The sequence below is a fragment of the Nocardia sp. NPDC047038 genome (assembly GCF_040644075.1).
In the GTDB taxonomy this organism is placed as follows: Bacteria; Actinomycetota; Actinomycetes; order Mycobacteriales; family Mycobacteriaceae; genus Nocardia; species Nocardia sichangensis.
Map to the genome: position 1 here is coordinate 1 of NZ_JBEYVQ010000024.1, position 20,496 is coordinate 20,496.

Sequence of the window (20,496 nt, forward strand, 5' to 3'; positions counted from 1 at the left end):
GAGCGACCGACCCAGGCCGTCACCCCGGCTCCCGCCGAGTCCCTTCCACGAACCCCGTAACAAGATCCGCGCAAAGGATGGTGCCCTAGTGACCGGCCACAAACGCTGGGGCATCTGCACCTGCTTGCGGGGAGGCCACCCCGTCGGCCACGGACCGCTCGTGCCGCATGGCGCGCGGTTCGAAACGGGCACAGTCTCTTCGAGGCCGGGCGAGGTGTGCGGAACCAGGCCGAGGAGGTTCCACTTGGCGATGGTCGGGATCTCACGGGGCAGACGCTCGTCCGGAGATAGACCCGAATGCAGGGATGCCGAGTTCGGTTCCTGTAGCCGTGCGCCTGCGCGTGGCGTCTATCTGGGCGAGCTTGTCCCTGACGCCGGCGTAGCTGACCTGGAGACCCTCAACTTCGCCAAGCCAACCTTCGCGTTTGGCTTCGATGATGCGGGCTTCGAGGTTGTCATGGATCTCTTCGAGCCGGGCTCGCTGGGCGGGGTCCGGCCTGAGGAGCGAGCATCTGACACAGGCATGTTCATGAACACAGGGCGAGCCGAATGCTCGGGCACAGGTTCCGACCGACACCTTCCTCTTCTCGAAGTGCGCGAGGAACGAGTCCCATTCCGCGTCGGTCGGCGTCCGGTATTCCTCGCTTGGCCGCGTGGCACGGCGGCGAGCCATGAACGCTCGATGAGCCTCGATCGTCTCGGCAGGGTATACGGCCTTGTAGCCCATCGTGGTGTCGATGGACTTGTGACCGCAGATGACCTGCGCGATGTGCGGCGGCAGGCCGTTCATGATGGCGTCGGTGACGAATATCCGCCGGAAATCGTGGGCCTGGAACATCGGCGGATCGCCGTTGGCATCGGTGAGCGCGGACGCAGCAAGCGCGTTGATCAGCAGCCTGCGGATCGCGCAATGTGTGAACGCACGCCGCTCGTTGTCGATGCCGCGCTGGAACAACACCGGCATCGGCGGGTTCCAGATCTTTTCCCTGATGTCATAGGACACGACCAGCGGGATAGATCCGTCCGGACCGCGCAGTCTCTGGACGATGGCGCTGAGAACGTCGGCCAGCTCGGGGCTGACCAGCAACATCCGCTCGGTGTCGGTCTTGGAAGGAGCGATCTGAAGCAGTGGCACCAGTTCGCCGGTGCCGGGCAGCCGGTATTCGGTGATGCTGTGGTGGGACAGCTCGAGCAGTTCTTCGCAGCGGATGCCGGTCAGACGCAGCACCTCGATGGTGGCGAACGCCCAGAAGGCTTCTTCTTCCTCATACGAAAGGTTGCGACGTTTGTCGGTCGCGACGTCCTCTGCCCATGCGAGTCGGCCGATTGCTTTGGGGACAACGGCTTTGCGCAGGGCGCCGTCGGTGCCGTCGATGACGGCGCCTGGCTCGGTGAGTTCCGCCGCGGCCAACAGGCGGGCGGCGGCCTGGCGGCGATCACAGGCGGTTCGCACGAGCGCCGGCAGTACGAGCAGCCGTTCGCGGGTGCGTTGGTCCATGCGGGCTCTGCGGCGCTTGAGGTCTTCGGCCTTCTGCACTTCGGCGTCGGTGATCGGGCAGGGCGCGACCCACGGCCCCAACGGCAGGGTCCTCGACGGCCCAGTGAGCGATGTCGAGGTAGAACGCACGGATTCGGAGCAGCTCGTCCTTGAGACTCAGGCGCGGCGCCGCTACCTTTGCCCGCTCACCAGTCGCGCTGATCCGGGTTCGTTCGACAGTGGCAATCTCTTCCTTCCAAGCACGTACCACTTCCTGAGAGGGCATCTGAGAACTCGGGTGCCCCTCGATCTGGGCGGAACCCGTCGCCTGCTGCGCAGCCCCGACGCTTGTGACGAGTCGTTTCGACGCGGGTTCCCACGTATGGCGGCTGAACTTCGTGGTACGCCCTCGGATCACCTACCGTTGTATGGGCTAGGAGGCTCGAGGTGGGTGGTGATAGTCACGGGGGGTCGAGGCGTTTTCGTGATCGCAAGGTCACGAGTTGGTCGTTTGTGCTGGATACCGACGACGTTCTCGTCCGGTGCCCACGCTGCGACGGCTGCGCGAAGGTGATCACCAAGCCAGGACAGGAACCCATCGACGATCCCTTGTGGGCTACTCGGCGAATGGTTTGCAACGGATGCGGCTTTGTCTGCGACGAGCCCGAGATCGCCGAAGCGGGCCGGTGCATCGGCCGTCAGAAGCAAGCCCTCGTACCGAACTCCGGGCACACCTTCGGTCGGCGGTTCCGTTCCGGACCCGGACATCTTGGAACGGTTCGAGACCCATTCTTCCAACGTCCGCTGTGGTTCCAAGCCGACTGCCGAGGCCATCAGCTGTGGGCCTACAACCGCCGCCACCTCGAGTACTTGAGAGCCTATGTTGCAGCGGATCTAGCGAGCGAGCGTTGCCGAACGACGGATTGTGTCGGATGACCATGACGGCCAAGCTCCCCGCCTGGCTCAAGTCGGCCAAGAACCGGGCCGAAGTGCTGCGCGTTATCGACAAACTGCGTAGCAGCTGACCCGCTCGCCGGGCCCGCGTCCTCGGCCGGCCGAGGACAACAGTGACGGTCATCGACCCGTCGTCCACAGGCGTCAGCGGCGACCCTTGGGAGGCAGGATCGTCTCGGCCTGTCAACGACCAGCATGCCTGAGAACTCGACGACCGGTCGGCGTGTGACACCGGAACGTAGAGGAACTCCCGGTACGACTGAGGTTTCCACACCAACGTTCATGCCCGAGAGTCCCTGTGCCAGTGTCGCTTACTTGCTCGTGTTCGTCGTGCCCGGCCCACGGCGAGTCGCCGAAGTGCCCGTTCTACCCGTCCTCGTCGCTGACCGACCCCGAATGGACGCTGCTCGAGCCGCTGCTACCGCCGCCGGGCAACACCACCGGCAAGGGCGGCCGCCCGGAGAAATGGTCCCGCCGACTGGTAATGGACGCGATTTTCTACCTGGTGCGCGGCGGGATCGCCTGGGCACAGCTGCCGCACGACTTCCCGCCCGCGAAAACCGTCTACGACATCTACCAGCGGTGGACCAAAGCCGGTGCATGGCAACGTATTCACGACTGTCTGCGCGACCGTGCCCGGGTGCGGGCGGGACGCAAGTCTCAGCCGACCGCGGCGGTCATCGACTCGCAGACCGTGCGCGGCGCCGACACCGTCGCCGCGGCTACGGCCGGTTACGACGCGGCAAGAAGATCAAGGGTCGCAAACGTCACATTGCCACCGACACCCTCGGGCTACTGCTAGCGGTCGTGGTGACCCCAGCCTCAATCCAGGACCGCGACGCCGCGCACCGGCTGCTGGCCGCCGTGCGTACCCGCTTCGCCACAGTCTCGCTGGTATTCGCCGACGGCGGCTACACCGGGCGACTGGTCGTTTGGGCGAAAACCGTTCTGGTCCTGACGATTCAGATTGTCAAACGCAGCGATGCCGCCACCGGATTCGAGGTCTTGCCCCGCCGATGGGTGATAGAGCGGTCCTTCGGCTGGCTGGTCAAACACCGTCGTTGTGTCCGCGACTACGAGACACGCCCCGATCATCACGAAGCAGTCGTCTACATCGCCGCCATCCACCACACACTCACCCGCCGGTTGGCCCGCGACAGCGGGCCAACCACCTGAGTTCTCAGACGCCCTCTGAGGGAGCCGCAAAGTGTCGATCCCTGGGGCGAGGAACTCGACGCGGCCCCAGAACAGCCCGGCCAGGGTCCGCGAGGCCGAGTTGAGACTGGTGAAGTCCAACGACGGCTGCCGCTCGCGAAGGTAGTCGACGAGCATATCCCGGATGGGTCGACATTCGATGCGATAACGGTCCACGAGCTGCTCAATCGTCAGCAAGTCCGAACGCGCGGATGCTGTGCGGCGCGGCCTCAGGGAATACGCCCAGGGCACGGAGCCGGAGATGGAAGTCGACCTTCTTCTGGCCCCCGCGGGTCTGGATCTGGCGCATCGTCTCCACAAGCTCCACACAGTCCCCGACCACGACGTCGGCGACTGTGCCGCCCTTGCAGGCCAAGATCGTCGCGATGCGGGTCGCCGAGATCTTCGCGTCCGCCGCCGAACTGGCCGGTTCGGCGGCCGCCAACGCTGCGAGTCGCGCGAACCCGCGTTGATCTCTGACCTCTGCCATCACAGTCGCCAGATATCGGTGTGTGCGGGTGAGCATCCAAGGCAGGCCGGGACGCAACACGTCGCCGCAGATCAACATCAGTAGGCCGGATTGCAGGTCAACCGTGTCGCCAGGCCGAGCGCTTCCGTAGGTCTCCGCCATCCATGCCGTCGGAAGCTTCACCCACTCCGCTCCTGGACATCCCTCGGCCCGCTGGCCAGCCAGCGGTCCTGCCAGGTCTCACCAGGAAACGAGGACAGCCAGCGCAGCAGCTTGGTCACCCCGCGACGACGCCCGGCCCGAGTTCCTTTGTGCTGGGCCTAGAATGGAGGGGATTCCAACCGCTGTTGCACCTGCTCGGCCGTTGCCGCGGTGTGCGGCCACCAGTCGCCGACGGAACGCGGCGGGAAGGCGTTGCGCAGCTGACCATTTCGCAGTCGCTGCTCAGCAGCGACTGCGGTGACGGCGGGCAGGCGCCTGCGGGTGGTGTGCCTGACCAGGGACGTCACAACGTCCTCCCGAACAGCACGCTCAGAACCTGTGAGTCGTAGCCCGGGGCCGGCGGTGGAGGCACCGGGTTCTCGCCCTGTTCGGCGGTCCGCTTGTGATGGGCCAGGACTCCAGCGATCACCTCGTCTTTGTCAGGGACCAGGTAGATCTCGGTGGTGGACAAGTGTGCATGCCCCAAGATCAGCTGCACGTCGCACAGCGTCAGGTGAGGATCGCGGGCCATCCTCGAGGCCGCACTGTGCCGAAGGTCGTGCAAACTCCAGTCCGATCCGAGGGTGGCGTTGGCGCGCTCGAACATACGGTGCGCCGCATGGTAATTCAGCGGTCGCCGTGGTCGCCGAAGCGTCCACCACACCGGTTGGACACGGCCCGCCGGGATTTGGCCGTGCAGTTCCTCCTGATACAGCCGCAGCCAGACGAACGCATCCGCCGACGCGGGAACATGCTGGATAGCGCGAGTGCCTCTGCGCACCTACGTGATCAATTGCTGACCCGGATCGACATCGCACTGCCGCATGCCCAGCAACTCCGAGGCCCGCACACCCCCGTTGAGATCCAGAACGCCACCAGGGCCCGGTCGCGATTCGACCTGAGCGCCGCGAACAACTCGTTGAACCGCCGATCGGGAATCGCGCGGGGCACGCGATGGGGCACCTTCGGCCGGTAGCGGCCCACACGCTCGTGAGCCCACTCATCCATCGGATTGCGATGAGCGTGAACTCGCCGCGATCGGCGGGCGGGATCGAGAGGGAACGGATTGAGGATCGGGCCGGTGCCGGCGTCCCGGTGGAAGTCGTAGAAACCCCGCAGCACCGTCTCCGAGTGCGCAGCACCGTCTCCGAGTGCACCACGGTGGCGGGCGCGTATCCGTCGCCGAGAGCGGGCTTGCCAGTGATCGGATTCGGCGGTGCCACAGCGCCATTCGCCCAAGCGGAACCGCCCGGGCTATTGGCTGGCCGTGTCGGTGCCGGCCCAATAGTGGTTCTGGCCCGCATTTCGTGATTGACCCAGCCCGGGATGCGTTGAGCTGCTTGATTGTTGACGGAGAGGTCGGTGCTCTGATCTTGGCGTGTTGACGATCTTGTTTCCGCACCTGGACGGCCTGGTGATCGGCGCCATTCGTGCTGTCGGTTCGACGGTCCGGATCGACGCGGCTACCCCGAACAAACAGGTGGAGTGTCCAGGCTGCGCGACACCGTCGCGCCGGGTCCACAGCCGGTACCGACGTCGATTGTCCGACACCGCGATCTCCGGGAGGGAAGTCGTGATCGCCCTGCGGATTCGCCGGTTGTTCTGCGATAACCCGTACTGCGGGAGAAGAACTTTCGCCGAGCAGGTCCCGAAGCTCGCCGCCCGTTACGCGCGTCGGACACTGTTGCTGGAGCAGGTCCTGCGCCCGGTCGCGCTGGCGCTGGGCGGCCGGGCCGTTTGAGACAATCAACCAGACCACACTCGCGGCCTGAACCCATCAACCCCGCGAGTCAACCAAAGCCAGGGCGGTCCCAACCATCGGTCATTGGGGCTTGTCGTGTGTCTGCTCTACCGCCCATGCCGCGATCTGTGTTCGCGAGGTAAATCCCAATTTGGCGAGGATGTGTTCCACATGTCCGTTCGCCGTGCGGAGAGAAATCACCAACCGGGCGGCGATCGCCTTGTTGGTCAGTCCTTCAACGACAAGGTTTGCCACTTCGCGCTCCCGCTTCGTGAGGCTCGATGACAAGCGATCAGCTGGTGCGCCGGCTTGAGGTTGCTCGCCCAGTACGAAACGGACCGCAGCATCAAAACTCATCGCGATGCCCGCTTGACGGGACGCCCTATATACTCCCACACCGAGCGCCTCACGAACGCCCCGCTCGCATTCCTCGTGGTAGACGAGCAAACTGCGAAACAGGATGCTTGAGCCGCCAGCCATACGGCCCAGCCCCTCAGCGGTACCCAACAACACGGCCGCGCGCCGCACATCGCGCTCCTTCGCTGCGACCCAGGCAAGCATCTCAGAACAGCCCGCTGCGACGAGCGGATCGGCCACCATTCGGGACAGCCGAACGGCCTCTTCCAACGCGTACGCAGCGCGGTCATAATCACCCCGCCGCCACATGCCAAACCCTGTCGCCCACAACGCATACGACCGAAATACAGCGTCCCCGCGAGACTCGGAGACGGCGAGGGCCTTCTCGAGGCAGGCGAGGCCCCGCGCTGTATCCCCTTGTATCTCGTGAGCCCATCCGAGGGTGATCAGCGCTCGCATGTGCATCGTGAGTCTGTGCACCGAGAGCTCGCCCCAGGTGTCGAATATTTCGACGGCCTCAGCGATACGGTTGCTCGCATGAGCCAGATCACCCCTCACAAGAGCGATGTACCCGTCGGCGTTGGCCAGCAGGGCGATGCTCATAGCGTCTGGCGTCTGCTCTACCAGGGTTCGAAGCTCTGCAACTCGGCCGGTTGCGTCTGCAAGGTCACCTTGGATCGCGGCCAGGAGGCTGGCCGCATAGAGCACCTTGGCTCTGTCCGCACTCAGCCCACCGGACGAATCGCTCAGCACACGATCGCACCAGCGGCGGCCCTCGGCGAGCCGCCCGCGCAAGATCCAGAACGAGTACAGGGCGGCGGCGATCCGCAACCCGCTTTCGTCGGCATGGGACCGGCTGAATTCTAGCGCCTTCCGGAGATTGGGCAGTTCCTGCTCGAGCCGGGCGATCCACTCGAGCTGGCGTGGGCCGATCCACTGCGCATCCGCCTCAAGCGCTAACCACTCGTACCAGTCCCGATGCCGACGACAAAGTTCCGGATACTCGCCAGCCGCCTCGAGCCGATCTCTGCCGTATTCCTGCACGGTCTCGAGCATCCGGAAGCGGGCAGCTCCGTCGGCATCCTCTCGGATCACGATCGACTTCTCCACCAGGGCGGACAACGCATCGAGCAACTCCGTCTCGGCCGTGCCATTACCGCAAATCTTCTCGGCGGCGTCGAGTTCGAACGTGCTCGCGAACACCGCTAACCGTTCCCACAACCGCTGTTCGACCGGGGTGCACAGGTCATAACTCCAGCCGATGCACCACCGCAACGTCTGCTGGCGTGTCGGTGCACCCCGACTACCACGGGTCAATAAGGCGTACCGATCGTCGAGCCGTGCCAGAATCTGCCGCACCGACATCGCCCGCAACCGCGCCGCCGCCAACTCGATCGCTAACGGCAACCCCTCCAGGCGAGCACAGATCTTGGCAACATCGAGCCAGTTGTCCTCGGTCAACTCGAAACCCGGCACCGCGGCAGCGGCCCGCTCGACGAACAACGTCACCGCGTCGTAACGGGCCAAACTCCGCAGCGACAGCTTGCTTTCGAGGTCCGGAACGTCCAGCGGCGACACTGGATATACCGACTCCCCTCCAATACCCAACGACTCCCGACTGGTCGCCAGAACTCGCAACTCCGGGCACGCCCGCAACAGCGCTTCGACCAACTGCGCTGCCGCGTCCACCACCTGTTCGCAGTTGTCCAACACCAGCAACACTTCGCGTGCGGACAAGAACTCCGTCAGTACGTCGAGCATCGGCCTGCCAGCCTGGTTACGCAGACCAAGAGTAGTGCAAACGGCATCGGCCAGCAGGGTCGGATCACGCAACTTACCCAATTCGATCAGCCATGCCCCGTCAGGGGAACCCTGCTGCAATTTACCTGCGACCTGCAATGCAAGTCGGGTCTTACCTACCCCACCGAGTCCGGTCAATGTCATTAGACGCGACCGCGCCAGCACATTTTTCACCTCCGACACCTGGGTACGCCGCCCGACGAAGCTGGTCAGATCGAGCGGCAAGTTTCCCACCGCCCTTCTACTCAGCGAACCGGAGAGCCGACTACGACCGCGGCGGCGTTCTGCCTCGACGGTCATACGATCTGCCTTCTGTTTCCCAGGACGTTCTGCTCGCAGAGCCATCTGCTCAACCCCGAACCCATGAGCGAGCTGCACCCGCTGCAATTGCTCGCCCAACACCGCCGCCGTGGGACGCTCATGCAGGTCGCGAGACATCGCCGCCTCGATCACCGCACTCAAGTCCTCGGGAAAGCCGCTCTCGCGCAGGTCCGGAACCGGCTGCGTGGTGATCCGCAAGAACTGCGCTGTCACCTGCTCTTCACTGTGGCGCTCGAACGCCGCATGCCCGGTGAGCGCACAAAACAACGTCGCACCAAGTCCGTACACGTCCGCGGCACGGCTAGCCCCATCGCCACCGAGCATTTCAGGCGCGGTGAACGCCGGTGAACCGGTGACCACGCCGGTCTCGGTCTCGAACGCATCGGCGATGCGGGCAATGCCGAAGTCGGTCAAAGCCAGCTCGTCGTAGTCGGTGAGCAGAATATTCGCTGGTTTGATATCCCGGTGCAGAACTCCAGCCCGATGCGCCACTTCCAGTGCCCCAGCCAACCTCACCCCCACACGCAGTACTTCCTCCACCGACAGCGGACCGCCCCCGCGGATCCGGGCGTCGAGGGAACCCCGCCGGTGGTACGGCATCGCCAGATACAGCCGACCGCTCTCGGTTTCGCCCACCTTGAGGACGCCAACGATATTCGGGTGCCCCGTCAACCGCATCATCGCTCGCTGCTCACGAAAGAACCGCTCCCGATTCTCCTCCAGCCCACCGGTCAGCACCTTTACCGCCACGGTGCGGTCTAACCCGATCTGGGTACACCGATATACAACACCGAGCCCACCCCGCCCGACCTCCTCGGCGTCCTCAAACCCGACCGCACTCAACTCCATGACGGCATGAATGCCGACATCGCGCTGTGTCTTGCAGGAATCGCTCTCGGCCATCAACTACTCGCGGTACACTTGTCAGTGCACAGTAACCAAAATGCAACTACCTTTCGAGTAATAGTCAAGATCTGTGGATCCAGGGTCACTCAGGTTGCTCACAGCCATTGATCAAAGCCTGTGAAGTCCTCGTAGCCGAGCCCCTCGTAATGACTCGACGCGCCGGAGGAACGTACGGCCGGGATGACATGCGTCGACCCAACTGCGGTCGGCGTTCGTGATCTCCTCGTAGACCCAGGCGAACGGGCGTCCGGCAGCCCCGTCCACCAGCATGTGGGTCATCCAGCAGAGCCCGAACCATCGGTCCTGTGCTCGTGGTCGGCGGAGGATTCCGGCCAGCTCACAACTGGCAACTGTGGCAGCCCGATCCGTGGCGCGATCTCGGCTTCGGCCTCGTCTTCCCAGATTGTGGCCCGACCACCTCGCACGGCAACGGCGCGAGTCGTTGCCCTAGCTGGGAGCTGAGCTGCGAGAAACGCGAGTCCGATTCCACATTCCGCAGTTCTCGTCGCAGGCGCTCACCGAGCGGTAGTAGAGCGGCCCATCGGACGCCGAACGCAGCAGCGACGGCATCCTTCGCCGCTATGGAGGCGGGACGGAGGTCTCCCGATCGAAATCAGGTGCCCACCCATCACGGCGGCCTCTGCGTTTGGGGTCGGCGAGTTGAGCGGATCGCTCGGGAATGACAGTGCGGATGCGTTTGCGCCGCAGCAAGGCGCGGTTGGCGGCCGAAGAGTACGGCTTGTCGTCGATCAACCACCTGCGGGTTGCGCCGCGGCGGAAGTCGAGGCGGGTATTGCGACCGCCTCCAGCAACGGCGCGAACATCGGTGCATCGCCCCGGCCTGGCCGGGCGTGAGCAGTACCGCCAGGCCACGGCCATGACCATCGGCGACCAAATGAACTTTGGTCGTCAGCCCACAGTGTGAGCGCCCGATCGCGCGATCTGCAACGACGACAAGATCGCCGCAGGCAAAGGGCACAAGGAGGCGACGGGCTGCTGTCTCAAACGACGTCTTTGCGACCACGTTCGGCGCATCATGATGGCCGATAAACAACGCCACACCGGCCAGGACGGACGCCTTCGGCATCTTGCCCACCAAGCAGCAGGGTTCCATGCCGTCTCCGTCTACAGCGCCTATCGAGGCAGCGGTTCGGCTTCGCGGTTGCGACCGACAACTACTGCCGCCAGAGTGTTCGCTGCATTGCCAACGCTGCGACTTCCTGATTGAACCTGCACCTCAAAACAGGTATGGACTCGGTAATTCGACCCTTACGAGTAGCGCATTGCACGCAGGATGCTATGGGTGACAGAGCAGGCCATGACACGGGGACGACCGGCAACGCCGGCAAGTCGCCTGGCGCGACGCCCTCGGTGGTTCACGCCGCGAACCGCCCTACGCCCCTCGCGCCGCTGGTATGTGACTGCCGATGATATCGGGAGAATACCTGGTAAGGAGATTCGAGATGGGTCCGAATAGCGAATACGAGATACGTCAAGATTTCGAGCACTGGACCGAACTTATCGACCGCGCTGCACATGCAGAAAACGAAGTCGACCGGGAATCGCCATCATTGAGGGCTGCGGAGTTGGAGCGAAAATGGCTCATTGCGAGGGGTGAATTGTGGCGATCTCTGCGTCAATTTTACTGGCAACGATTCGAGGCTCGTCGACCGCATGCGGATCGACGGTGACGCGAACGCGTGACAGATATTAGTTCAGGCGTATGGTAACCCGGAAGAATTGGACTACGCTGCGAGTGGTCACTTCTGACGTTGCATTGTACCACAGTCGGGTTGTGCCACAGGCTCGTGGCCGCCCGTGGAATTTATGGCCGAAACGTGGTGGCGCCTTACGATGTGAGAAGTTGCCCGGCGGCGGTCATACGGGCGCGATCGCGGATGACTTACGGCGACGAGGTGGCGATAGCTTCGAATATTTTGCACACGCCGGAATTCGGCCACGGACCGATCCCAGATCAGAACCGCATGTGAACTCGCGCAAACATCGTGTTTTCGATGAGCGCATCAAGAGGAAAGAAACAAGATGAGGAAAATCGTCACGGTGGCCGCTGGTCTCGCCGTCGCGGTCGGGACCGCTTCCGGCTCGGCCGGCGCCCAGCCCGCAGCGGATGACGCGGTCGATTTCACGGCCCACGCCACCGATACCCAGTCCATCATCACGACCGATGCCGGATCGATGGTCGTCGAGGACGGGGTGTTCAAGATCAAGGCCGCCAACGGCTCCGTGCTCACGGGTATTCCGCTGACCTTCCGGGTCGGCGCTTTCGAGTTCCCGATCGCTGCCGAGATCTCCGACCACACCGCCACCCTGACCCCGCAGTTCGACCTGGCGCACGCGGCCTACAAGCCGGTGGCCCTGCCGTTCGAGGACAAGGCGCCGTGGAAGAACGACTACGACCGTGAGCAGGCCGCCTGGTCGCGCATGACCAGCACCATCACCATCGGCGCCACCCTCGGCACCCTGATCGGCGGCATCGGCGGCGGCGCCGCCGGCTGCATCCTGGGCGGGATCGCGGGCGCGACGGTCGCGGCCGCCACGATCGTCGGCCTGTTCGGTCCGTTCATCCCGGCCGCGGCCATCGGCTGCCTGGGCGGCATCATCGCCGTCGGCGCGCTCGGCACCCTCGCCGGTCAGATTCTGGTCACCGCTCCGGTGGCATTGGGCGCCGCCATCCAGTACTTCACCAGCATCAACTCCCCATACGGGTGGAAATGACTTGACCTGCAAAACGCCTGTTCGATCTAGTCTGACCTGGAGGTTGCATTTTGGAAATTTTTGTAGCACTCGTATGAACGCGGGGAACGTGCCCGAGGGATCTGTTTGCGCCCTCGGGCACAGCCGGTTGTCCTGAATAGTAGAACATTGAGTTGGGCGGCAAGCCCTGGAGGGGGCCCGGCGGCACATGGAGTGTCCCTGTGGCGAAACGGGAGTAAGCACGCCTCACCGGTGCTCGGCCAGAGCCCACCCGTTCTTCCGTTCGGCAGCGGCAGCACTTCGCTGATCTGCGGTTACTTTCGGCAAGCTCACGACGACTTGACACAGAGAGGAGCCGTTGTATTTACAGTCCCCGGCGACGTCGTAGAGGCCCTTCGACGCTTTGACCTTGACAACCGTCGCCGACGATTCCACCGTTTCGAACCCAGGTGTGTCAGCGCAGAGCTGGTTCGACACAGCGCCGTTCATTCTGGAGTCAGCGAAGAACGCCATCAGTGGGAGGCGAGAGTGTGGCAGTTCGGTGCAACCCTGGCCTCGGCGGCTGCGGTACTTGTCGCGGCGACGAGTCTGTGGGGATGCTTCAGTGCTGGTCTGGCTCTGCTCGGCTCCGGTCGGGCAGGCCCGCTCGTGGCGCTCGGCGCCGCGATCCCACTGCTCTTGACTGCCTCCATCGGCGGTGCAAGCCCATGGCGTGAGCTGTGCTTACACTCCCGAACCTTCCTACAGTTGGGTCCTGTTCCAGGGCGTCAACAAATCGACTCTAACTTGACGCAATTCACCTTGGTCACCGCCGTGGCGCTGGCATGTGCCCCAGATGCCCACGAGTGCGACTCATCTGAACGCCGATCGCCAGCTGTGAATAGGTAGTCGCATGACCGTAGATAGGTAAATACCCCGTGTCGGCCCGGTACCGATTCGATGAGGATGGTTGTCGCGCAGCGACCAGAACACCCTCCCCGCCAGCGAACCGGAGCCACTCATGTGCATCAGCACCACCATCCCCACCGTGGCGGAACGGCGTGTCACGGTCTCGACCGGAGACGGCGTCGCTCTCGCCGTTCGCGAGTACGGTCCGCGCGATGCCGACCTCACCGTCGTCCTCCTGCACGGCCATTGCCTGCGCAGCGAGTCCTGGACCTACGTCCGCGACGCGCTGCTGCGCCGATACCCGGACGCCCAGGTGGTCTGCTACGACCACCGCGGACACGGCGACTCCGCCGCGGCGTCCCGCAAGACCTACAACCTCGCCCAGCTCGGCCGCGACCTGCAGGACGTTCTCGACGCGGTCGCCCCCACCGGACCGGTCGTCCTCGTCGGCCACTCGATGGGCGGCATGACCGTGCTGACCTACGCCGCACAGCACCCGCACGAGATCGGCACTCGTATCGTGGGCGTCGCGCTCCTGGCGACCGCGGCGAGCGGGCTCGCCGACGCGGGCCTCGGCCGACTCCTGCGCAACCCGGTCGTTTTCGCGTTCCAGGAGGCAGTCCGCCGCGCCCCGGGCCTGATGCACCACGCGAAACCTGTGGCCTGCACACTCTTCGCCCCCGTCATCCGTGCCGCCGAGTTCGGCGATTGCAAGGTCAGCCCGCGGGTGCTGGCGCTGGCCAACGCGATGCGCAACGAGACGCCGATCGTCACGATCGCGAGTTTCCTGAGCGAATTCATGGTCTACGACCGAACCGACGCGCTCACGGTCCTCTCGCAAATCCCCACGCTGGTGCTGTGCGGCTGCGGCGACCTGATGACGCCACCGTCGCATTCGGTCGCGATGGCCGCGGCCGTCGAGTACTCCGACCTCGTGATAGTCGAGGGCGCCGGGCACTCGGTGATTCTCGAGCAGCCCGACCGAGTGGCCGACGCCATCGCCCGCCTCATGACCCGAGCAGGCGATCCCGGCCAGGGTCGCGGCCGCTCATCTCACCCTCGTCACCTAATGGGAATTGATCGGCGAGCCTACGACTGGGGCGGGACTGGTAAGGACCCGTACTGGCGACTCCGGCAAATCTGCGGTAGCGCTCGCGGTGCCGCTCGGATTGATAGCCAAACCGCTTAGCGCCACTTTTCGCGAATCTGGTCCCCGCACCCGTGTATCCCAATCTCACATATCGAAGGCGCGCAGCCACGGGTAGCCGCCACCAGGTTGTGCATACCCAAGGTTTGAAATACAGACCGACCGGTTTCATTCTTCAGCTCTGCTCAAGTGGCGGCGAATCGGATGGTCGGTCATGTTGTGATTGAGAAAGCGATCGCGAAAGCGTATGCGGATCTCCGTGACGAGTTGATCCCCCTCGCGAAGAGAGCTGCGAAAGCGCGGGAAGCTCCCCCACGCGGTGCTGCAGAGTACGTACGGTCCGCGAATTCTGCACTACGTGCAGCCGATGAGTCGAATGCGATGAGTATCGCTGCCGCATCTCCCGGCGAGCAGGGTTCACATCCTCGTCTCGGTTCATCGGGAGCAGAATCTTCACAGACCACCAACGCCGGACAACTACCTGTTCGTCGGCGCCCCGGACAACTCGAACGGCTCAACGAGCAGATCGCGAACGGGCTCACCGAACGCCACGGTATCCAGGTGTACGGCTTCGGTAGACCGGGCGTCGATACGGGCACGGTCCGCGACATCGTCAGGGCCGTGGACGACATGCTTGCGAAGTACCCGCATGCCAGAGTTTTCTCGATGGAGATCGGTGACGTCGAGGGAGATATCGCTCGGGCATTCGAGGACAGATTACCGAATACCGATCGCATCGGTACCAGAATTGCTTTCTCAGAAAAGTACGTCACAGACCCGGAGCTATTGGCGAAAGACGTGGCGAAGGCGATTCAGAGGGGGCATTTCTCCCCGAGAGCCGAGCGTCCGGCGTACGGCACAATAGTTCACGAATTCGGTCACGCGCTAACTTTTGAAGGACGGTCTGCCGCCGTTGAGAGAGCTGATACTCATTTGTTTGATCATTATCACCGGACGTTCGGCCACGACAATCCCGGAGGCGAACTCACCGAGTCTTACAAAAATTGGCGTGGACAGCTGAGTGGATACAGTTTCTGGAAAGAGGGGGATTTCCATCCAACCGAGGCCTTGGCCGAGGCGTTCGCCGACGTGGAGCTGAATGGAGCCCGAGCTAGCGAACCCGCACAAGTGCTGCACAAGATGCTGGTGGACACCGCAGAGCCGAAGTGGCGGAAAGAAGGGCTGCTTTGAGGGGTAGAGACTTGTCCGTCGATCAGGTTCGTCGTAACTTTGATACGAGCTTGGCCCGCGCGTTGGACGGGCTGGCTCCAGGATCTCACACGGGTCTAGGGCCTCATGTGGAGGGCGCGTTGATCGCGATAGCCTCGGCATACCCGACAGCCAGTGATGAGCTCATCGCGAAAGCCCGGCGAGAGTTCGCTCGGGAATTGGCCAGACCCGACCATCAGAACGAATAGGCGGCGCGTCCGGCCCGCCTACGACAGCGCGCGCCCGGCACGAATCGCCGCCCCTCGACGAGCATGCCCGACCCGCAGCTGACGTGGCCCGGACCTCGCCGGGGTACGTGGATCCGATGCTGTGGTTGGTGGCGGGGACGTGTGACGCCCAGCGCGGGACACAAGAGGATGTCCGGTCGAAAGTCGCCAACCTGTCCCCCGTGCACACGACTTCGGAAATCACTGCAACTGACTTCGAACATCGACACCGGAAGCCCACATCGACCGAACCGAGCATGTGTCTGTCAACGGACATTGGGACTTGGCTCAGGCACAAAGTTGGTGGCGTGCTGATGTTTTGGAGCCTGGCGGGAGGTAATCGATCATGACCAGGGGGTGCTGATCTTGATCTGAAGGTCCTGCTTCCGCATCTCGCCGACCTGAACATCGAGCAGGTCACCCGCCGCGGAATGGCTTTATGGATCCATGCCGACATCACTGCGCAGGGCGCGTCGTGTCCGGGCTGCACGTGCTGGTCGGTTCGGGTGCACAGTCGCTATCAGCGGCGTCTGTCCGATGCCGCGGTCGGCGGGACAGAGACATTGATCTGCCTGCGGGTGCGCCGGTTCTACTGCGACAACCCGGATTGCGCCCGCGCCACATTCGCCGAGCAGGTACCCGGCCTGACCACGGCGCATGCCCGACGGACCCCATTGCTACGCAGCATGCTCGAGCGGATCGCGTTGGCGGTGGGTGGCCGCCCCGGGCCAGCGGTTGACCCGCCACTTGTCGGTGACGGTATCCAGGATGGCTCTGCTGCGGTTGATCCGGGCACTGCCGATGCCCGAACCCGGCCCGGTGACCGCGCTCGGCGTCGATGACTTCGCCTTCCGCAGAGGCGCGAACTATGGCGCCATCGTGGTCGACATGCGCACTCACCGGCCGGTGGACCTGCTGCCGGACCGATTGAACGACACCTTCGCCGAATGGTTGCGTGCTCACCCCGGTGCCGCCGTGATCTGCCGCGACCGGGCGAGCGGGTTCGCCGAGGGTGCTCGGCGGGGAGCGCCGGACGCCATCCAGGTCGCTGACCGCTTCCACCTGCTTTACGTGCGCCATGAGGCGCTGGTGCGCCGTGAGGCGCCAGGAATCGCACGAAGTCGCATGAGTAACAGTGGAACTCGTAGAAGGAGGGATCGGCTGATGCCGGTAACGCAGTTCCCGATCCCGTGCGCGTGGATCGTCCCCGCCTCGGCGTGCGTCTGGGTGACCATGGGGTGCGAAGCCCGAGGGCGCGGCCCAAGGACCGTTGTTCCATCCAGGGGTTACAGGCTGGGGAAGACCGGGCGGGTGAATCGCGTGAACCCTCGTCGACGCCTCGTCATCAGCACTTCCGCCGGTGGGAAGTTCCAGCGGGAGAATAGGGGCCGGTCGTTGTGAGACGACAGGTGCCGTCCGGGCGAATTTGGCCGGGCGGGTGCGCACCACCGTCCCCGGGTACAGAGGGCACCCAATCCGGTCGTGTCTGTCTCATGTGGAACGTGACGATCCCGATGCGGTCCAACCGCTTTCGAGTTTGGTAGGCCGACGGTGAGGAAGGCTGAACTTCCGCAGCGGGGCAGGATGGCTCGAGAAGCGAATGCTGGTGGGCCGAAAGGCCGCAGGAAACCAGGTGCCGCACTACCAGTTCCTCCGCTGGTGGCATCTGCATAACTGGCCGGATAGAGGCGGTTGCCTCGACCTGAAAGGGTGCTGACGCGAGCCGGGTGAGCCTGCGAACGACTCGATGACCGAATCGTCGGAACTCGAGGGGCAAGTTGGACACCACAATGCTGGTGAACGGACCCGGAGACCCGGTCTTGGATTGGGATGCTGTGCGATGGCGCACGGTCGAGGATCAGGTACGGCGGTTGCGGCAGCGGATCTTCGCGGCATCACAGGCAGGGGATCTGAAGAAGGTCCGGAATGCACAGAAGCTGATGCTTCGTTGCCGCGTCAACGCACTGATGTCGGTGCGGCGGGTGACGGAGATCAACGCGGGCCGCAAGACCGCCGGGATCGATGGCGAGGTGGTGACGGACGCGGAGCAGAAGACCGACATGGTCGGCTGGTTGCAGCACGGCACTGCCGCTTGGTCGCCTCGGCCGGTCAAGCGGGTGTTCATACCGAAGGGCAGTGGACGCCGCCGCGGATTAGGAATACCCGTGATCGCTGATCGGGCATTGCAAGCGCTGATGGTCAACGCGCTGGAACCCGAGCCGGCGTCCGGTACTACACCAACGGCACCCTTGCCGGGAAAACGGTGAAGGGCTGCCCGGCGGTTATCCGCTACGCCGATGACCTTCTTGCACTGTGCTATTCACGCGAGCAGGCCGAACAGGTCAAAACGCGGCTGGCGAACTGGCTGGCTCCCAGAGGGCTCGTTTTCAACGAAGACAAGACCCGCGTCACGATCCTGGATCAGGGCGTGGATTTTCTGGGGTTCAACATTCGCCGCTACCCGAACGGGAAGCTGCTGACCAAGCCGAGCAACGCCGCGCTGCGGCGCATCCGGCTGCAGCTGTCCATCGAGATGAAGCGGCTGCGCGGCTCCAACGCCGACGCAGTGACCGCCCCTCTCAATCCGATCATCACCGGATGGGCGGCCTACTACCGGATCGGGGTTTCAAAACGGGCGTTCGCTGCTTTGGACGCCCACGTCTGGCGGCTGGTTTACAAGTGGGCCAGATTCCGTCACTCGAACAAACCGATGTATTGGGTCAAGGCCCGCTACTTCGGTGCCTTCAACCCCGCCCGAGCGGACACGTGGGTGTTCGGGAGCCGCGACAGCGGTTTCTACCTGCGCAAGTTCGCTTGGACACCAATCGTCCGGCACCGGATGGTCGCAGGCACGGCGTCTCCGGACAATCCCGCGCTGAGCGACTAATGGACCGAGCGGCGTCGCCGCCGCACACCCCCGGTGGGCAAGGACACCCTGCGCCGCTTGCGCGCGCAGAACGGCCGATGCCCACTCTGCCGGGGGTTGCTGCTGCACACCGATCGTGAACCACAAACGCCGCACCAGTGGCAGCAGTGGCTCACGGCTGCCCGCACCGCGATCCGCCGACCGGCGATCACCATCGCGAGCGCTCACCAGCCGGACGGCTACACCGCAACGCGTCTCGTCCACGCCCACTGCCACCGCAATCACACCAAAAGCGTTGGCGGGCACCGCACTTCTGACGACCTGTGAGCCTTCGGGGCTTGCTTGAGCCGGTTGCCTGGAAAGCGGGCACCGCCGGTTCTCAGGGGGCGAGGGCGTGGTAACACGCCCTCGCTACCCGCCGAGTCCGAATTCGCGGCCCTACGCTACTTCGCCTTGAACGGCACCGATCACCGCAGCCACGGCGAACAGGACGACGCGATCGGCTCCTACATCCGCTGGTACAACCAGCACGCCCGTCCCAAACGCGACTTCGCCGTCAACTCCAACGAAACTGCCCACCGGGTACCGGCGGGGCAGCTCGATGCACAACTTCGAACTGAGCCGAAATGTCTTCGACTCACGCGCAATCGTACGTGCAGCGCCCGACACCACGTTCCGCAAGGCTCAGTTCGAGTGTTGCTGCCCCTCGAGCTGGGCGAAGTACTCGGCCATCATCTCGTTCTCCTCGAAACCCAGCACGGTTGCCTCGATCTCGGCCCTTGTGAACCACTTCAGCCGCTGCCCCTCGGTGAGGACAACGTCGTCGATGTCGAGATCGAGTTCGGTGGCGAAGGTGTGCTCCAGCAGCCCCCAGTGCCGCACCCGCGTGCAGTGATGGGTGACGGTCTCGGGGTCGAGCACCACCCCGATCTCTTCCTTGATCTCGCGGATGACGCCTTCCCTCTCTGTCTCCCCGTCCTCGCGGTAGCCGCCGAGCAGAGCCCACATCCCCGGACACGGAATGTCGGGCTTCTCGTCCCGCAGGAACAGCAGCACTTCGTCGCGCGAGTTGCGGATGATGATGTTCGAGCCCTCGGCAGTGATGGGTATTTCAGCCATGTGGCCGCTCCTCCTGATTGTCGGATGTAGTGCGCTGCGGGGCGGGACTGTCCGCGGCGCAGCGGAATCCGAGATCGAACGCGGAATAGTCCGGCACCCCGCAGATCCGCTCGGACGTTCTTGTCTGCCAACGCATCATCTTCCACGAGCCACCCCGCGCGGACCGGAAGCCCAGGCCCGCGGCGGCCGCGAACCCGGCGTCCAACGACGCGCCGCCGTAGGGGCCGTACAGCGACGACGTCCACTCGGTCACCTGGCCGGCCATATCCAACACCCCGAACGGTGACGCCGACTCGAACAACGCACCGACCGGCACGGTGCCGGGCGCGGGCCCGTTCTCACGCCAATACACGGTGTACCACGACTTCCAGTCGGCAAGGTTGCGCAGCTCGGTCCCGGCCCAGAGCTCCGCGGTGTTCGCCACCTCCGGCAGCCACGTCGATCCCCACGGCCAGGCCCGCCACTGCGGGCCGTGCGCCGCGTACTCCCACTCGATCTCCGTGGGCAGCCGCTTCTTGGCCCAGCGGGCGTAGGCGCTGGCGTCGTCGTGGTCGACGTGCACCACCGGGTGATTCGGGCGGTCGGCGACGGCGTCGATGTCCGGATGCGGACGCCGCCAGCAGATCCCCGGCATCTGCCGCCAGTAGTCCGGGCCGTATACCAGGCCACCGGCCTGCTCGGCGTAGGTCATCCACCCGGTGGCGTCGACGAACTCAGCGAACTCGATGTTCGTGACGGGCGTGCGGTCCAACCAGAACCCGGGCACCTGCACGACGCGTTGCGGTGCCTCGTCCTCGAACCAGGCCCGGTCGTAATGCTGCTCGCCGCCGAGGCTCGCGAGATGATGTTCCGGGGAGCCGATCGCGCTCGCCCCGCCCGGGATCCACACCATGTCGATCATCTGC

General features: G+C 64.3%; 17 protein-coding genes and 2 pseudogenes. 10 read left to right on the forward strand and 9 right to left on the reverse strand.

From position 1 onward, the window contains the following. Positions 1-262: 262 nt before the first annotated feature. Positions 263-1,579 carry a site-specific integrase gene (locus ABZ824_RS36490; protein ID WP_356969075.1) on the reverse strand — a complete coding sequence of 439 codons (1,317 nt, stop codon included), beginning with the start codon at positions 1,577-1,579 and terminating at the stop codon, positions 263-265. Positions 1,580-2,813: 1,234 nt separating this feature from the next. On the opposite strand from ABZ824_RS36490, the gene ABZ824_RS36495 reads away from it, so the two are divergent. Beyond that, a protein-coding gene (locus ABZ824_RS36495) for an IS5 family transposase (protein WP_356969230.1) occupies positions 2,814-3,607 on the forward strand; the annotation gives its coding sequence in 2 pieces (ribosomal slippage) (positions 2,814-3,174 and positions 3,174-3,607; 795 coding nt in all). 202 nt (positions 3,608-3,809) lie between these two features. On the opposite strand, the gene ABZ824_RS36500 is transcribed toward ABZ824_RS36495, so the two are convergent. The 4 genes and pseudogenes from ABZ824_RS36500 to ABZ824_RS36515 all read right to left on the reverse strand — a co-directional run. After that, positions 3,810-4,277: a hypothetical protein gene (locus ABZ824_RS36500; RefSeq protein ID WP_356969077.1), complete on the reverse strand. Its 468-nt coding sequence runs from the start codon at positions 4,275-4,277 to the stop codon at positions 3,810-3,812. 137 nt (positions 4,278-4,414) lie between these two features. After that, positions 4,415-4,603 (reverse strand): hypothetical protein, encoded by a 189-nt coding sequence (locus ABZ824_RS36505; RefSeq protein ID WP_356969078.1) that lies wholly within the window; start codon positions 4,601-4,603, stop codon positions 4,415-4,417. Continuing rightward, positions 4,600-4,794, reverse strand: coding sequence for a hypothetical protein (locus tag ABZ824_RS36510; protein ID WP_356969242.1), 195 nt, complete (start codon positions 4,792-4,794; stop codon positions 4,600-4,602). The genes ABZ824_RS36505 and ABZ824_RS36510 overlap by 4 nt, the downstream gene beginning before the upstream one ends. Next, positions 4,795-4,902, reverse strand: a pseudogene (locus tag ABZ824_RS36515) (site-specific integrase); the annotation flags it as partial. 771 nt (positions 4,903-5,673) lie between these two features. Here ABZ824_RS36515 and ABZ824_RS36520 point away from each other — a divergent pair. Further along, positions 5,674-6,036, forward strand: a complete 363-nt coding sequence (locus ABZ824_RS36520) for a transposase family protein (protein WP_356969080.1) — start codon at positions 5,674-5,676, stop codon at positions 6,034-6,036. Between the two features lie 81 nt (positions 6,037-6,117). On the opposite strand, the gene ABZ824_RS36525 is transcribed toward ABZ824_RS36520, so the two are convergent. Together ABZ824_RS36525 and ABZ824_RS36530 are read right to left on the reverse strand one after the other, a co-directional pair. Then, the gene (locus ABZ824_RS36525) at positions 6,118-9,417 is read right to left on the reverse strand and encodes a protein kinase (RefSeq protein WP_356969081.1); all 3,300 of its coding nucleotides are present in this window, start codon (positions 9,415-9,417) and stop codon (positions 6,118-6,120) included. A gap of 841 nt (positions 9,418-10,258) precedes the next feature. Then, positions 10,259-10,363 (reverse strand): annotated as a pseudogene (locus ABZ824_RS36530) (IS5/IS1182 family transposase); the annotation flags it as partial. A 1,100-nt stretch (positions 10,364-11,463) separates the two neighbouring features. Between ABZ824_RS36530 and ABZ824_RS36535 the strand changes: the two are divergent. From ABZ824_RS36535 to ABZ824_RS36570, 8 genes are all read left to right on the forward strand, one after another. Beyond that, entirely contained in the window at positions 11,464-12,156 is a 693-nt protein-coding gene (locus tag ABZ824_RS36535; RefSeq protein ID WP_356969083.1) for a hypothetical protein, read from the forward strand. 979 nt (positions 12,157-13,135) lie between these two features. Then, positions 13,136-14,212 (forward strand): alpha/beta hydrolase, encoded by a 1,077-nt coding sequence (locus ABZ824_RS36540; RefSeq protein ID WP_356969085.1) that lies wholly within the window; start codon positions 13,136-13,138, stop codon positions 14,210-14,212. 339 nt (positions 14,213-14,551) lie between these two features. After that, positions 14,552-15,361, forward strand: coding sequence for a hypothetical protein (locus ABZ824_RS36545; protein ID WP_356969087.1), 810 nt, complete (start codon positions 14,552-14,554; stop codon positions 15,359-15,361). Positions 15,362-16,037: 676 nt separating this feature from the next. Continuing rightward, a complete protein-coding gene (locus tag ABZ824_RS36550; protein WP_356969089.1) occupies positions 16,038-16,448 on the forward strand; it encodes a transposase family protein in 411 nt (136 codons plus the stop codon). A gap of 46 nt (positions 16,449-16,494) precedes the next feature. After that, entirely contained in the window at positions 16,495-17,007 is a 513-nt protein-coding gene (locus ABZ824_RS36555; protein WP_356969232.1) for a transposase, read from the forward strand. A gap of 395 nt (positions 17,008-17,402) precedes the next feature. Continuing rightward, positions 17,403-17,873 carry a reverse transcriptase N-terminal domain-containing protein gene (locus ABZ824_RS36560; RefSeq protein WP_356969091.1) on the forward strand — a complete coding sequence of 157 codons (471 nt, stop codon included), beginning with the start codon at positions 17,403-17,405 and terminating at the stop codon, positions 17,871-17,873. Continuing rightward, on the forward strand, positions 17,870-18,493 hold the full coding sequence (locus ABZ824_RS36565) for a group II intron maturase-specific domain-containing protein (RefSeq protein ID WP_356969093.1): 624 nt from the start codon (positions 17,870-17,872) through the stop codon (positions 18,491-18,493). The genes ABZ824_RS36560 and ABZ824_RS36565 overlap by 4 nt, the downstream gene beginning before the upstream one ends. Before the next feature lie 33 nt (positions 18,494-18,526). Then, a complete protein-coding gene (locus tag ABZ824_RS36570; RefSeq protein ID WP_356969095.1) occupies positions 18,527-18,799 on the forward strand; it encodes a hypothetical protein in 273 nt (90 codons plus the stop codon). 357 nt (positions 18,800-19,156) lie between these two features. Here ABZ824_RS36570 and ABZ824_RS36575 read toward each other — a convergent pair whose 3' ends face one another. Together ABZ824_RS36575 and ABZ824_RS36580 are read right to left on the reverse strand one after the other, a co-directional pair. After that, a complete protein-coding gene (locus tag ABZ824_RS36575; RefSeq protein ID WP_356969097.1) occupies positions 19,157-19,591 on the reverse strand; it encodes an NUDIX domain-containing protein in 435 nt (144 codons plus the stop codon). Then, positions 19,584-20,492, reverse strand: coding sequence for an SUMF1/EgtB/PvdO family nonheme iron enzyme (locus ABZ824_RS36580; protein ID WP_356969098.1), 909 nt, complete (start codon positions 20,490-20,492; stop codon positions 19,584-19,586). The genes ABZ824_RS36575 and ABZ824_RS36580 overlap by 8 nt, the downstream gene beginning before the upstream one ends. Positions 20,493-20,496 lie beyond the last annotated feature (4 nt).

Coding starts and splice junctions, on each gene's coding strand:
- ABZ824_RS36545 (WP_356969087.1), top strand. CDS start 14,552: ATGAGTATCGCTGCCGCATCTCCCGGCGAGCAGGGTTCACATCCTCGT.
- ABZ824_RS36525 (WP_356969081.1), bottom strand. CDS start 9,417: ATGGCCGAGAGCGATTCCTGCAAGACACAGCGCGATGTCGGCATTCAT.
- ABZ824_RS36580 (WP_356969098.1), bottom strand. CDS start 20,492: ATGATCGACATGGTGTGGATCCCGGGCGGGGCGAGCGCGATCGGCTCC.
- ABZ824_RS36540 (WP_356969085.1), top strand. CDS start 13,136: ATGTGCATCAGCACCACCATCCCCACCGTGGCGGAACGGCGTGTCACG.
- ABZ824_RS36575 (WP_356969097.1), bottom strand. CDS start 19,591: ATGGCTGAAATACCCATCACTGCCGAGGGCTCGAACATCATCATCCGC.
- ABZ824_RS36550 (WP_356969089.1), top strand. CDS start 16,038: ATGGCTTTATGGATCCATGCCGACATCACTGCGCAGGGCGCGTCGTGT.
- ABZ824_RS36555 (WP_356969232.1), top strand. CDS start 16,495: ATGCGCACTCACCGGCCGGTGGACCTGCTGCCGGACCGATTGAACGAC.
- ABZ824_RS36535 (WP_356969083.1), top strand. CDS start 11,464: ATGAGGAAAATCGTCACGGTGGCCGCTGGTCTCGCCGTCGCGGTCGGG.